Here is a 13590-nt window from a genome sequence, read left to right on the forward strand (position 1 = left end):
TATAGGCTCATGCTCCAAGACAAGCGCATCACTCTTATCGTTTCGGGCGGCATCGCCGCATATAAAAGCTGCGAAACAGCCCGCGCACTGATGCGGGCTGGTGCCCATGTGCGCGTCGTCATGACCGAACACGCCACGAAGTTCGTCACGCCTCTCACATTCGAAGCGCTCACTGGCTCTCCTGTGCTCACGACAGAGTGGCAGCCTGGTCCCAAAGGCCCTATGCCGCACATTGACGTCAACCGCGAGAGTGACCTGCTGCTCGTCATGCCGGCAACAGCCAATCTGATTGCCAAGGCCGCTCGCGGCATCGCCGACGACCTTGCGAGCACACTGATCTGCGCCAGACGCACGCCGATCGCCTTTGTGCCCGCCATGAACGCCGCCATGTGGCGCAACCCGGCAACGCGCCGCAACATTGAATTTCTGCGGCGCGAGGGTGCACTGATCTTCGGGCCTGCCGAAGGTCTGCAAGCCTGCGGCGATACGGGTGCGGGTCGAATGCTCGAACCTGCAGAGGTCGTCGACATGATGGAAATGGTCTTTTCACCGAAGCACCTCGCCGGGAAACGCGTACTCATCACAGCTGGGCCGACTTACGAAGCCATTGACCCCGTTCGCGGCATCACCAACCGTTCAAGCGGTCTGCAGGGTTTTTCCATTGCCCGTGCGGCCCGCGACTTTGGCGCTGAAGTCACGCTGATCGCAGGCCCCACACATCTCACTGAACCCATCGGCGTCAAACGCATCGATGTTGTCAGTGCCCGTGAAATGGACGAGGCCGTGCAGATAGAGCTCGACCGTCAACGGTTTGATCTCTTCGTGTCGGTCGCCGCCGTCGCCGACTGGCGGCCAGGCGCCGTGTCTGAAAAGAAAATCAAAAAAGATCCCACCGGCGGCATTCTCTTAAGCGACCTCAACTGGGTGGAGAATCCCGATATTCTCGCCCGTGTGGGTGAGCGACCGGACAAACCGCTTACCATCGGCTTTGCTGCAGAAACAGCCGAAGGCGCCAGTCTCACTGCGTTTGCTCGTGAAAAGTGCTTCCGCAAGCACGCCGCTTTTATTGTGGCAAACGACGCCCGTCAAGCGCTGGAATCCAAAGCCAACTGCATTCAGCTCGTCAGCCTTACGTCCGCGATTCCCTTTGGTCCTGCCGACAAATTTGCCTGCGCCCAATTCATTTTGACCGAAGCTGCCAAGCAGCTCTCAGGCAATGCCGGCGGAACAGCCGCACCTTCCGAAAAATAATGAACTCAAAAGCACTCATGAATATCGAACTGAAGATTCTGGATCCGCGTGTGAGCGAGAACCTCCCGAAAATCGCCACGCCTGGTTCCGCAGGCGCCGACCTTCGTGCACTCTTGGATACCCCTCTCGTTTTAGCGCCTGGCGAAACCAAACTCGTACATACCGGCATCGCCATCCACATCGGCGATCCGCACTATGCCGCCGTAATCCTGCCGCGTTCTGGTCTGGGTCATAAAAAAGGGATTGTGCTCGGCAATCTAGTCGGCCTCATTGACAGCGACTATCAGGGCGAAATTATGGTGTCGCTCTGGAACCGCAGCGGCACCCCCTGCACGATTGAGCCTATGGAACGCATTGCACAGCTTGTCGTCATTCCCGTCGTGCAGCCTGAATTTACTGTCGTCAACGCTTTTGTGGATTCTGAACGCGGCACGGGCGGCTTCGGCTCAAGCGGAACGAAATAGCTTTTGCACCTCACGAAATATCATCCGAAACAGAAACGCTCAAGCAACGAGAAAATGCTTGAGCGTTTCTATTTTCGTCAGAGACCTTTCAACGAGAGAGCTCTGAGCTTTGAGGCCGTCAAAAACTCAGACCAACACGCGTTCCGGTTGATCGTAGACATAAACGCGGGGCAATTCGCCCTTCCACTTTTCTACCTCTACCAGTGCCGTCGAGGCGATGTTGCCGCAGGCGAGCGACGATGTCGGCACATCCATCGTGAGCGTATTGGAATTGCCGTGCACATCAATACGGCGGCCGTTGACGTCCATCGGAGCAAACCAAGCGCCGTGATGAACGACGACGACGCCCGGCATCACACGGTCAGTAACGTAGGCGCCCGCGAGCAGCGCACCGCGTTTATTGCGTACCAGCACGACATCGCCCGACTCAATGCCGCGTGTCTTAGCATCCGCCGGATTGATCCAGCACGGTTCGCGGTCTTCAATATTGGCAAAATGATGACTGGTCGTACCGTCAAGCTGGCTGTGCATGCGGTAGCGGCTCTTGCATGCCATCAATGCCAAGGGCGTGTCCTGGGTCTTTGTGTTGACGCCTTCGGACGGTACAAAGTAGCTCGGATGCCCCAGGCAGTCTGCGTACTTGTAGCCGGCGATCTGAGGCGAATAAAGCTGAATCAGCCCGCTTTCCGTATCGAGCGAGTGTGCCTTCGGATCCTTGCGGAAGTCTTCAAATGCGACGAACTTGCGGTCTTTTTCTCGAACATCGAAGAGCACATAACCCTTCTTCCAGAAGTCTTCGAAGTTAGGAAGCTTCACCCCAATGCGCTCGCCCATCTTCTGGGCGTCGCCGTAGAGGCGCCGAATCCAGCCCATTTCGTCCAGGCCTTCGGTGAAGGCCTCCTGACAGCCGAGGCGCTCGGCAAGCTGCGAGAAGATCCAATAATCGCTTTTAGACTCCCACTGGGGCTCAATCGCCTGCTGCATGGCCACAATGCCATCGTTTGAATAAGTACCGATATTTGTAATATCAGCGTGCTCAAAAGCCGTAGCAGCGGGGAGCACGATGTCAGCATGACGCGCCGTAGCCGTCCAAACCGTATCCGTGACAATGACTGTTTCGGGCTTCTTCCAGGCGCGTTCAAGATTCATCGTATCGGGCTGATGTGCAAACGGATTGCCGCCCGCCCACATAACCAACCGCACTTCCGGATAGGTCACCTTCGTTCCATTAAAGTCAATGACCTTGCCCGGGTTGACAAAGCAGTCCGCAAATCTCGCCACCGGAATGACCTTGCTGCCCTTCCAGGGCAGCGTCGACGCCTTCACGGGCTTCACAGAGCTTGAAATGCCCCCTAGGAAGGGACCGTAGGCCATCGGCGTACCGCCGTTCGAATAGGCATAGTTCGTGCCGATGCCGCCGCCAGGGAGGCCAATCTGGCCGAGCGCTGCAGCGAGCGCAAAGCCCATCCAGTGCGACTGTTCGCCGTATTGAATACGCTGAATACCCCAGCCCATCATGATCATCGTGCGATGCGACTGCATGTCGTGAACGAGCTCGACGATTTTTTCGGCCGGCACTCCGCACTCCTGCGCCGCCCAGGCGGGTGTTTTCTCGATTCCGTCGGTCTTGCCCATCACATAGTCGCGCAGCTCCGGCCAGCCATAAGTGCACTTGGCAAGGAAGGCCTCATCGGTCTTCTTCGTGCGCACGAGTTCATGAATCATGCCGAGCATCATGGCGCAGTCGGTACCGGGACGCGGCGCTATCCATTCACTGCCCAGATATTCGGCCGTATCCGTTGCAATCGGATTGATCGAAATGGTTTTCGTTCCTTTAGCCTTCAGCGCGCGGAAGTAGCCCGCTCCGTTGTGAAGCGTCGTCAGCCAGTCGATGTCATTAGTAACTAAAGGATCTGCACCCCAAAGAATCACGCGTTCGCTGTGCTTCAAAACCATTTCCCAGCTCGTCGAGCGGGGATCTCCCGTACCGACGACATACGGCAGGATACGGCTGATAGCCGCCGTTGAATAAGAATTAATGCACTGTATGAAACCGCCGCGAAGGTTAAGGAGGCGCTGCTGCAGATTAATGGCGGCATTGACCTTGCCCGTCGACATCCAGCCGTATGAACGACCGAAGACCGCAGAAGGGCCGTAGTTGTCATAGACGCGGTTCATCTCCTTGGCAACAAGATCAAGTGCCGTGTCCCAAGAGACGCGCACGAACTTTTCTTCGCCGCGTTTATCGCGGCTTGCCGGGCCATTTTTCAGATAACCTTCCCGCACCATCGGATAACGGATGCGCGAAGGTGTATACGGTAGCTCACGAAGTCCTTCAAGGTTCATCGACGGTGCATAGTCGTGCTCAAACGGCGTCAGATCCATGATCTTTCCGCCTTTGACATGACCGCGGACGACACCCCAACGCGCGGCTGTAATAAAGCCGTACTCGCTGAGTGTAGATTCGCCAAGGCTGAATGTGTGAGTGAGTTTCAGTCCTTGTGCATCCTGAATCGGGAGCGGTTCAGGCGCAAACTTTGCACTGTTCTTAGCTGCAGCATCGAAACCCTTTCGGGCGGTCGATGCTGTTGCAGAAGATGCCGTTTGGGCTGAAGCAGAAGATGAAATGCCGGCCGCAGCAGCAGTGCCGGCTGCGCCGGCGGCCAAAAGGCCGCGGCGCGTCAATGCGATATTGAGACGGTTCATGATTTTCTGTCCTTTTAGGCGTATGCCTGTTGGCATACCTTATTGAGCCATTTTCTCGGACTCAGAACATGCTCAGCTACGCCAAGTACGTCTCTTTTTGACGGTTATCAGAATTTTAAAGTATCGGTTATTCCTAAAAAGAAGAACGATATTCCTAGAGAAATAGGAATCATTCCGAATAACACTAGCTCGACGAAACCTTATTACTGCAGCGTCGGACGAACAGTCGTTTCTTCAGGCCATTCATCACCGGTTTCTTCCTCAATATCGTCCTCGGGGAACAGCAATTTATCGAGCGCCTCATGCTCGGCGAGCGACATACCTCGAGCCTGCAGCTTTGCGAGACTGCCTTCCAATACTCGGATTTCCGGTCGGCGATCTGCATGCAGTACAAGCTCCACCCGAGCGCCAACCGCATCAGGACTGCCAGGAATATCGTTAGCGATTCGTCCTGCCATCACACGGCCCTCGGCCATTTCGCTCTGGAAGGACAGCAGATAAGCATCGTGATCCGCGGGAGCGACTTCCGCCCAGACGCCCCAGGTGAAGCTTCCCGCTTCTTCCGTAAAAGGCACTTCAATCACGCCGAAAAGAAAACGCTCACCGGAATCGAGTGAGGCAAAGTCCTCGTTGAACTTCCCCGCAGCATAGCGGCCAACATAATCGAGCTGCCAAAGGCAGTCCGGAAGCTTCATTTGAATGTCTCGGCAGAGTTCATCATCCAACTCCATATCTTCGTCAACTTCAACGTCTTCCAAATCGCGAGGCTGCATGCCGCGTCTCCTTTCTGAGATAGTGATGATCATCAGATTTTAAAAACTCTTGATCCGCCGCTTCCTATCGCTCAAGCGCATACTTTGACGAAGCACTGCGTTTTCCTAAAAATTCACCCATGCAGCTCTTCCTACACCACGTTGCGCTTTGCGCCCCTCTTTTTCTTCTGGTCGCACTAGGCTGGGGATCTGTGAAGATCGGTCTCTTTACGAATGAAGTCACCAAAGCCCTTGGCCGTTTCACGTTCCGACTGCTCATGCCGGTGATGCTCTTTAAGCTAATGAGCGGATTTGCCGACATGCCTCCAGTGGACTGGCGAATTCTGATTGCTTTCTTCGCCTCCTGCACCATCATCTACGCAATGGGCAGGAGCTTTTTCAAACACGTTTTCAAAACGGACGCTGCTGCAACAACCGTACTTGCCATGGCAGGCATCTTCGGCAACAACGTGCAGCTCGGAGTACCAATCGTTCAGGTCAGTTTAGGCAATGAAGCTATTCCCGCCATCTCTTTGATCATCATCTTTAACGTTTTGCTGCTCTGGACAGTCGCCATTGCCAGTGTGGAATTCGGACGGACGGGCAGCATCGGCAATTGGCGGTCTGCCGCAGCCCCCATGCTGCGCGTCTTCAAAAACCCGATTGTTCTGGGCATTTTGATCGGCTCGGCTTGGAGCTTCACCGGCATCAAACTGCCTGACTTCCTTGAAAAGTCCGTTGAACTGGTTGCCATGAGCACCACGCCGATGTGCCTCATGGTCGTTGGTATGGGACTCGCACAGCACAGTTTCCGAGCGGCGCTCACAAAAGGCTCCATCATCACCGCCGTCAAACTCGTACTGCAGCCGCTCCTCGTTTGGATAATCGCCAAAATACTCGGGCTCGGCACACTTGAAACCAATGCTGTTGTTTTGATGGCGTCACTGCCCGTAGCCATCAACATCTATCTAATGGCCCAAGACTTCAAAGCCGAAGAAGGGGCTGCAAGCAACAGTATCTTTGTTTCAACCTTTCTTTCGGCCTTGACCGTCCCGCTGACGCTTACGCTCTTAGGCGCAGCGCCTCAATTCTGAGTCTTAGGACTGCATTCATAAAAAATTCGGCAGCCGATCATCAATCGACTGCCGAATTTTTCGGCCGCAGCTTTCGCTGCGTCTTTAGGCTGCTGCGAGATTCTCGCGCGCAGCTTAGAACTGGGATTCAGCAAACTTCCAATTTACAAGCTTCGTGAAGAACGTTTCGATGAACTTCGGACGAGCATTGCGGAAGTCGATGTAGTAAGCATGCTCCCACACATCGAGGGTGAGCAGCGGCTTGTCGCCCTGCTTCACCGGCGTACCTGCATTGGAAGTGTTGACGATTGCGAGCGTGCCGTCGGCCTTCTTCACAAGCCAGGTCCAGCCGGAACCAAAGTTGCCGGCAGCAGATTTTGAGAACGCAGCGACGAAAGCGTCAAAGCTTCCCCACGTCTTTTCAATTGCGGCAAGCAGAGCACCTTCCGGACGACCGCCGCCATTCGGGGTGAGGCATTTCCAGAAGAAACTGTGGTTGAAATGCTGAGCCGCATTGTTGAAGAGACCGCCTTCAGCCCCGCAAATAATTTCTTCAAGCGACTTGCCTTCAAAGGCCGAGCCCTTGAGGAGCGCATTCAAGTTGGCGACATAGGAAGCATGATGCTTGCCGTAGTGGTACTCGATCGTTTCGGCGCTCATGGCCGGGGCCAGAGCGTCAGGAGCAAAATCAAGCTTGGGAAGTTGGAATTCAGTCATTTGGGGTCTCCAAAGATAGTTTTGATTTATGAATATTACCTCTTGGATATTATTCATACATTAATTTAGTGGTTACCCGTATCATCGAATTGTGGCAAAAGTTTGCTGTCCAGCCTTCAAGCGACGAAGCTTTTTCGCACCCGACGCGAAATGATTCTTAAGGCATCTGCTCACCTGTCCCTGAGGATTCCGTATTCATAGCGACCTCCTGCACCTCTGCGGCTGCAAAACCATCCGCAAAGAGAATCCGTACGGCGCTGCCTCGTCGAAGCTCTGCGGCATGCGATACCACCTTGTCGGCATCCGTCACAATCCGAGCATATCCAGCACGCAGAGGACGATTGGGATCCGCGAGGCTGAGCGCATTGGCAGCGAGCTCCACACGTCTTTGAGCGGCGTTAATTTCGCGCATGGGATCCGGGCGCAGACGCAAAGCTCGATCCAGACGCTCAGCAGCAGCATCAAGCGCATGGTGCGCAAAAAAAGAGAGGGCCTTTGTTTGTCGTTCCAGCTCCGTCTCTCGCCGTTCTTGTGCTGCGAGTCCAAGCCTCCGAAAGCGTTCCGCTGCAGCCGTCAAGTGCTGCACAGGAGCTCTGAGGCATAAATCCGGCTGTGCCAGGAAGCGTGCTGCCCGCTCGAGCCGTATTTGCCTCGGAGTAATGAAGTCTGCGGCAGTACGCCATCGCAAACCGGCACCTTCAACCGCTCGCTCAGCATCCGTAAGTCTCCCTTGGGCGGCATTGCAAAGCCTCACCCGAGCGTTGATCATCGCCTGTTCCCAGGGCTGCAGCAATCGATCTTCAGCGGGAAGATGCGCAGCCGCCGAGTCATACCGTTGTGCGGCATGCTGATAAGCTCGTTCAACAGCCCGCTCAAGCATGTCTGAACATTTATCCAAACGCCTCAGCCAAGTATCTCGATCCGGCCCAATGGACTCCGCTGCAGCTGTCGGCGTCGAAGCCCGCAGATCGGCTGCAAAATCGGCGATGGTAAAGTCCGCCTCATGTCCCACGCCGCAAATGACGGGCACGTTGAGCGCTGCGATCGTACGAGCGAGCTCCTCATCGTTAAAAGCCTGCAGATCCTCATAGGAGCCGCCGCCGCGAACCAGCAAAATGACATCAGGGGTAAGCGCCTGTGCTGCAATCAGCGCCGAAATGAGTGCAGCGGGAGCGTCGGTACCTTGAACCAGACTGTCCACATGCATGATTTTCACCCAAGGCGTGCGGCGTTCAAGCGTACGCAGCACATCGCCGTAGGCGGCAGCCTGAGCGCTCGTCACCAGTACAACTCGCCGTACAAATCGAGGAATCGGCTTTTTGCGCTCTGGGGCAAAGAGTCCTTCTGCCTCCAGCTTGGCCTTGAGTTTTAAAAAAGCTTCATAGAGACTTCCCACGCCGGCTGGCCGCCACCGCGTTCCGACCATTTGCAGTCGCCCGCGGGGGGCATAAATATCCACACGTCCAAGAAGCTCTATACGGTCGCCCTTTTGAAATATCGGACCGCGTCCCAGTGCACTGCGAAACATGGCGCAAGAAAGCAGTGCAGCCTCATCCTTGAGTGAAAAATAAAGGTGTCCCAGACTCGACAGGGAAACTTCTGCAACTTCACCGGTAATCCAGATGCCGTCCAGGACGCCCTCAAGCGCATTGGTCATTCGGCGCAAGGCGGCAGACACACTCAGCGGTTCCTCGCGCCTAGGCGCTGCTGCGGGAGACGACTCGACGCCTGAAGCGGCTGAGTCAACTGTCTGAGGCCCCCATGCAGCACGAGTTGAGGAGCGCTTTGCAATCGGCTCAATACGCGGCTTGAGTTCCAAGTCCGCATCACTCCAGCTCACGGGCGGCATCCCGCTGTACGGCTGATTCGGCTTCGCAAAGGCAGGCACACGCTTTGAGGGCTGCACCGTGGAAAAATTCTGCACAGAAGCTTGGCGGGCTTTGGATCGGCCGTCCCGAGTCTCACGCGATGAACGCGCAGAGCGATCTGCTCCTCCTGCCCTGCGGTCAGCTTCCGCATAAAGCGATGCAGCGAAAGCCGGATCATCAAAGAAATCGGGAGGCGGCCCGCCAGCCGAACCGGAATGCTTTGCAGTCATCAAAATGCCCCAAAAAACTTCTTCAAGGCGTGCAGTTCGAGGACAACGCCCTCTGACGAAGGAAGGATTGAATAGACATCCTACCGAGTCAGCGTCTTTTTGTCTGAGACAATCGTTTTCCCAAGAATCCACACGCTGCCCATTTTTTAGGCAATGAAATTTTTTACATGTCTGTGACAGGGTTGTGAAGATGCCCCCAAAGTTGTCCACAAGTCTGTCCTCCCTCTAGGTGAACAACCTTTGGCACCCAACTTCTGCACGGATTTGTCCACAGCATATTGCCGTCGTTTTGTCAAGCCATGAAAAGCCCCCAAACTAGATCAAAACTTGGTTTTACAATAAGTCAACAGTTACTGCCCCAGTGAATTTACAAATATGACAGAAGATCATCCCAATGTTCAGCAAGCGAATTTTTGAGTTTTCGGACTTGATCTCGCCAAACTATCCACATAGTTACCCACAACCGCAAACTCAGTCATCTACTGATCGATGACACACCCCTTTATGTCACCATGATGTCGTTGTGCAGCAAGTGAAAATAAAAAAGCGAGTACTTCTTCACCAGCAGACGGAACAGGGGTCTTTTAGAGCCAATTGTCCACCGAGAACCGATGATCTGTGACTGGTCGCCGAGCGGCAGCACCGCTATGGAACAATGGCGACCCAACAATCTGCACTCAGCCGCAAAAACGCACAGATGACTCTCAATAGTTCACAGATAAAGCGGCTATCATCAGAGATTGACGTCCGAGCAGTCATGTTTTGGCATTTCGACTGCTGCGTCTCTTCCAACCTTTTCGACGGCGATCCGCGAAACTTTCAATACCCAAGCGGCTCGACCTGACAATCCTCCATGTCTGACGACAACCCGCGAATATCCACGGATTCTTCTGAGAGTCGACCCGACTCCATTTACGCTTCAGTTCCATCGGCACTGCCGGCATCTCAGGAGACACTGTCATGAGCAGTCATCCGCGCATTGAAGCCTGGCTCCACCGCGTTTGGTCGCACCGCGGCCCAACGGCTTGCCTGCTCTACCCGCTTTCACTCATTTATGAGGCCATAAGCGCCTCCAAACGCAAAAGCACCAAGCCGCAGCACCTTCCCGTACCGGTCGTCGTTGTGGGCAACATCTATGTTGGGGGCACCGGTAAAACGCCGGTTACGATTGCGCTCGTACGGGAGCTTCGAGCTCGCGGCTGGACCCCCGGCGTCATCTCCCGCGGCTTTGGCCGCCAAGCCGAAGAAGTCAAGATTGTGACGCCCGAATCGGATGCGCGGGAAGTGGGGGACGAACCGCTCCTCATCGCCCGCGACTCCATGGCGCCGGTTGCGGTCGGCCGTGCACGTTATCAGGCCGGCCTTGCGCTCCTGCATGCTCACCCCGGCGTCAATATCATTTTGTCTGATGACGGACTGCAGCACACGGCACTCGCCCGCGACGTAGAACTCGCCGTCATCGGCGCGGGCGGGCTGGGCAATGGCTGGCTGCTGCCCGCCGGTCCCCTGCGTGAGCCTGTTTCCCGGCTCGATGAAGTGGATGCGCTCATCCTCAACACCACGACGGATGTGGAGGTCGAGAGCCGCACACCGCGATTCGCCGTTTCAAGCTGCTTCGGAGCATGTCGGCGCCTTTCCAACGGCGACATCCGCGACATAGACGAAGTCTCGCACGATTTGAAAGCCTCCCAAGGAAAGGCTCTGGCTGCCGCCGGCATTGCCTCTCCCAGCCGATTCTTCGCTATGGTGCGTGCTCACGACATCGACTGTACCGAACTTGAACTCGGCGACCACTACGACTTTGCCAAGAACCCGTTTGCCGGCCGCAAGGAATCCATCATTCTCATCACCGCAAAAGATGCTGTGAAGTGTGCGCGTATTCCGGAAATCAAAAACGACGATCGAATTTGGGTCGTCGGACTTGAAGTCGTTCTGGACACCTATCTCGTTGACATCGTCGACCAAAAAGCCGCCGCGGCAGCCCAACGCATGGGGCGCCATCCGGAAACGCGCAACGACAAAATTGAGTGAATGCTCAATCGGTTTGATCTCGTCAGCTTCGCAACGCTTATTCCAAAAAGAAAATATTTGCTATGTCCTCCTTCATTCCTGAATTTCTTGTCTGTCCCAACTGCCGAGGACGCCTTTTTGCATCCGTCCCAGAAGAGCAGGCCAACGATGCCGAAGGCGACAAAGAGCTCATTTGCCCGCACTGCAGCCTTGCCTTTGCGGTGAAAGATCACATTCCAATGATGGTGCCGCACGACGCCAGAAAGCTTTCCGAAGCTGAAACGCTCAGCTGGCAGAGCAAGGCCCGAGCGCTTTCTGGCCAGGGACCCAATGCAGAAACCGCAGGAGACCTCTCATGAGCTTCACCGTCATTATTCCTGCCCGCATGAAGTCCACGCGTCTGCCCGAAAAACCCCTGAAGGACATTTGCGGCAAACCGATGATCGTTCGTGTCGCAGAGGCCGCCAGCCGTACCGGCGCTTCACGCATTGCCGTTGCTACCGATCATGAAGCCATTTATGAAGCCTGCCGAACGGCCGGCATTGAATGCGTCATGACGCGGGCTGACCATCCCACGGGCACGGATCGCCTTGCCGAAGCTGCCTCGCTGCTTGGGCTTGCTGCCGACGAAATCGTCGTCAACATTCAGGGCGATGAGCCTCTGATGCCCGCAGAAGCCGTTAATCAGACGGCTGCACTTCTTGCGGATCGCCCGGAATGCGCCGTTGCAACCGCCGCCCATACGCTCACGTCCATTGAAGACTTCTTTAGCCCCAACGTTGTCAAAGTTGAGCTCGACAGCCGCGGCAATGCGCTCACCTTCTCACGCGCCCCTATTCCCTGGCCGCGGGACGCTTTCCGTAAAGATCAGACCAAGCTGCCCGAAGGCTTCCGCCCGCTCCACCATTTGGGGCTCTACGCCTACCGAGTCGGCTTTCTAAAGAAATTCCCGACACTTGCACCGGCACCGATCGAAGAAGCTGAAAGTCTTGAACAGCTGCGCGCACTCTGGAACGGAGAAAAAATTGCCGTTCTCGTCCTTCATCAGGCACTCCCTGCGGGTGTAGATACAGAGGAAGATCTCGAGCGCGTGCGCGCTGTTTTTGCTTCCCGCCAATGACGCATTGCACTTTTTAGCTGAAAACTTAAACGCGGAATCGGCAGCGTGATTCCGCGTTTTTTCATTCACACCTTGAGCCACCAATCTTCAAAGGATCGGCGCCGCGCCGGATCGAGCGGCATAGGCTCGCCAATCAAAGGCGTCGCAAGCGCGATGCCTAACATTTTTGCCGACTGCTTGGCCATATTCATGGGGTCGGTCCATTTGTGATGCGAAAGGCAGAATTTTGAATTGTGAATCGCCACAATGGCCTGAGGATTCAGCAGTGCGGCAGCCTGACGCCAAGCGGCCGGCATCAGATGAACGCCCGGCCAATCGTCGTCGTACTGACCGTCCTCGATGAGCGCCAAATCAATCTTCGGAAAAGTTTGCGCAATCTGCGCAAAATGCGGCCCGAAGCTGGTGTCGCCCGAGTGATAAATCCGCATGCCGTCAGCTTCGAGCATGTATCCGCACCAAAGCGTCGGGTTCGGCGTAAAACTTCTCCCTGAAAAGTGCTGCGCGGGAACAGCTGAAACTGTGAGGCCGCCGACTTTGACAGATTCCTGCCAATCCAGCTCGGTGATGCGCTCTGCCTCCCAGCCCCAGGCCTCAAAGTGAGCGCCCACACCGAGCGGACAAACTACACGCCTCACTCGATTTTTAAGGTCCAGTACAGTGCGATAGTCCAAATGATCGTAATGGTCATGCGTAATGAGCAAAAGATCGGCCGCCGGCAGATCGGCTGGCTCCCAGCAGTCCGTCCCCGGAAAAGGCTTATAGAACCCGGGCACCGGAAAAGCTTGATGGAGTGCAGGGTCGATCAGCACCTTGAGACCCGCCCAGTGGATAAAGAAACCCGAATGTCCAAGCCAGACCATATGGTTGTCAGGCACTGCCGCGAAATGGGTTTTGATGTGCGGCACCGGTGCAGACGGGAAACGCTGCGGATTGCGGTCCAAAAGAAAATCCCGCATGATCTCCAAGCGTGAGCGGCCGCTCGCAGAAAGCTCCATCGGCACGAGATTGTGAAACGACCCATCTTGCCAATGCGGTGAGGCCTGAATGCGCTTTAAACGCTCTCCAGTCGGCAGTGCGCCGAAGTCTGCCCGTGCCATTACTGCGCTGCCGGCGGCCGCACCGGCCGCGGCCAGACCGGCAACCGCTGCGCCGCCTAAAAGCAGACGACGGCGTACAGAATTATGGGCAGCAGACATAAAAAGCTCTCCGGCTCAAAAACCATTCACACCTTTATTCTGCCTGTCTCTCAAGCGAATGCATCGGGGCTTTTTTCTCAAAATTTTGCCCAATTTCCGCAAATTCATTTTTGCTCGCCTTGATGGCTTCATCTGTGCACTAGGCGTTTTACCTAACAGACGGCTCTTTCCAAAACGCCCGAAGCAGGTCATTATTGTGGGGG

At 55.5% G+C, this 13590-nt stretch carries 11 protein-coding genes; 6 read left to right on the forward strand and 5 right to left on the reverse strand.

Annotated elements, in window-relative coordinates:
* Window positions 1-9: 9 nt before the first annotated feature.
* Together coaBC and dut are read left to right on the forward strand one after the other, a co-directional pair.
* Window positions 10-1251 (forward strand): bifunctional phosphopantothenoylcysteine decarboxylase/phosphopantothenate--cysteine ligase CoaBC, encoded by a 1242-nt coding sequence (gene coaBC / locus DES29_RS04605; protein ID WP_021995894.1) that lies wholly within the window; start codon window positions 10-12, stop codon window positions 1249-1251.
* A 17-nt stretch (window positions 1252-1268) separates the two neighbouring features.
* Window positions 1269-1715, forward strand: a complete 447-nt coding sequence (dut, locus tag DES29_RS04610) for a dUTP diphosphatase (RefSeq protein WP_113854512.1) — start codon at window positions 1269-1271, stop codon at window positions 1713-1715.
* Window positions 1716-1841: 126 nt separating this feature from the next.
* Here the strand turns inward: dut and DES29_RS04615 are convergent, their stop codons facing one another.
* Window positions 1842-4421, reverse strand: a complete 2580-nt coding sequence (locus DES29_RS04615; RefSeq protein ID WP_021995892.1) for a molybdopterin-dependent oxidoreductase — start codon at window positions 4419-4421, stop codon at window positions 1842-1844.
* A 203-nt stretch (window positions 4422-4624) separates the two neighbouring features.
* Window positions 4625-5194 (reverse strand): DUF2199 domain-containing protein, encoded by a 570-nt coding sequence (locus tag DES29_RS04620; RefSeq protein WP_016473762.1) that lies wholly within the window; start codon window positions 5192-5194, stop codon window positions 4625-4627.
* 119 nt (window positions 5195-5313) lie between these two features.
* Here DES29_RS04620 and DES29_RS04625 point away from each other — a divergent pair, with 119 nt between their 5' ends.
* The gene (locus DES29_RS04625) at window positions 5314-6267 is read left to right on the forward strand and encodes an AEC family transporter (protein ID WP_016473761.1); all 954 of its coding nucleotides are present in this window, start codon (window positions 5314-5316) and stop codon (window positions 6265-6267) included.
* Between the two features lie 114 nt (window positions 6268-6381).
* On the opposite strand, the gene DES29_RS04630 is transcribed toward DES29_RS04625, so the two are convergent.
* A complete protein-coding gene (locus DES29_RS04630; RefSeq protein WP_016473760.1) occupies window positions 6382-6963 on the reverse strand; it encodes a superoxide dismutase in 582 nt (193 codons plus the stop codon).
* 157 nt (window positions 6964-7120) lie between these two features.
* A complete protein-coding gene (gene xseA / locus DES29_RS04635) occupies window positions 7121-9061 on the reverse strand; it encodes an exodeoxyribonuclease VII large subunit (protein WP_236578850.1) in 1941 nt (646 codons plus the stop codon).
* 960 nt (window positions 9062-10021) lie between these two features.
* On the opposite strand from xseA, the gene lpxK reads away from it, so the two are divergent.
* From lpxK to kdsB, 3 genes are all read left to right on the forward strand, one after another.
* Window positions 10022-11092 (forward strand): tetraacyldisaccharide 4'-kinase, encoded by a 1071-nt coding sequence (gene lpxK, locus DES29_RS04640; RefSeq protein ID WP_021995890.1) that lies wholly within the window; start codon window positions 10022-10024, stop codon window positions 11090-11092.
* Between the two features lie 62 nt (window positions 11093-11154).
* A complete protein-coding gene (locus DES29_RS04645; protein WP_016473757.1) occupies window positions 11155-11430 on the forward strand; it encodes a Trm112 family protein in 276 nt (91 codons plus the stop codon).
* On the forward strand, window positions 11427-12191 hold the full coding sequence (kdsB, locus tag DES29_RS04650; RefSeq protein WP_021995889.1) for a 3-deoxy-manno-octulosonate cytidylyltransferase: 765 nt from the start codon (window positions 11427-11429) through the stop codon (window positions 12189-12191). Before DES29_RS04645 ends, kdsB begins: the two co-directional genes overlap by 4 nt.
* 65 nt (window positions 12192-12256) lie before the next feature.
* Here the strand turns inward: kdsB and DES29_RS04655 are convergent, their stop codons facing one another.
* Window positions 12257-13387: an MBL fold metallo-hydrolase gene (locus tag DES29_RS04655; protein ID WP_021995888.1), complete on the reverse strand. Its 1131-nt coding sequence runs from the start codon at window positions 13385-13387 to the stop codon at window positions 12257-12259.
* Window positions 13388-13590 lie beyond the last annotated feature (203 nt).

The sequence above is a fragment of the Sutterella wadsworthensis genome (genome assembly GCF_003315195.1).
Taxonomy (GTDB): Bacteria; Pseudomonadota; Gammaproteobacteria; order Burkholderiales; family Burkholderiaceae_F; genus Sutterella; species Sutterella wadsworthensis.

What these genes read in the sequence shown, in the direction of transcription:
- coaBC (WP_021995894.1), top strand. Translation starts at nt 10, where the DNA reads ATGCTCCAAGACAAGCGCATCACTCTTATCGTTTCGGGCGGCATCGCC.
- dut (WP_113854512.1), top strand. Translation starts at nt 1,269, where the DNA reads ATGAATATCGAACTGAAGATTCTGGATCCGCGTGTGAGCGAGAACCTC.
- DES29_RS04615 (WP_021995892.1), bottom strand. Translation starts at nt 4,421, where the DNA reads ATGAACCGTCTCAATATCGCATTGACGCGCCGCGGCCTTTTGGCCGCC.
- DES29_RS04620 (WP_016473762.1), bottom strand. Translation starts at nt 5,194, where the DNA reads ATGCAGCCTCGCGATTTGGAAGACGTTGAAGTTGACGAAGATATGGAG.
- DES29_RS04625 (WP_016473761.1), top strand. Translation starts at nt 5,314, where the DNA reads ATGCAGCTCTTCCTACACCACGTTGCGCTTTGCGCCCCTCTTTTTCTT.
- DES29_RS04630 (WP_016473760.1), bottom strand. Translation starts at nt 6,963, where the DNA reads ATGACTGAATTCCAACTTCCCAAGCTTGATTTTGCTCCTGACGCTCTG.
- xseA (WP_236578850.1), bottom strand. Translation starts at nt 9,061, where the DNA reads ATGACTGCAAAGCATTCCGGTTCGGCTGGCGGGCCGCCTCCCGATTTC.
- lpxK (WP_021995890.1), top strand. Translation starts at nt 10,022, where the DNA reads ATGAGCAGTCATCCGCGCATTGAAGCCTGGCTCCACCGCGTTTGGTCG.
- DES29_RS04645 (WP_016473757.1), top strand. Translation starts at nt 11,155, where the DNA reads ATGTCCTCCTTCATTCCTGAATTTCTTGTCTGTCCCAACTGCCGAGGA.
- kdsB (WP_021995889.1), top strand. Translation starts at nt 11,427, where the DNA reads ATGAGCTTCACCGTCATTATTCCTGCCCGCATGAAGTCCACGCGTCTG.
- DES29_RS04655 (WP_021995888.1), bottom strand. Translation starts at nt 13,387, where the DNA reads ATGTCTGCTGCCCATAATTCTGTACGCCGTCGTCTGCTTTTAGGCGGC.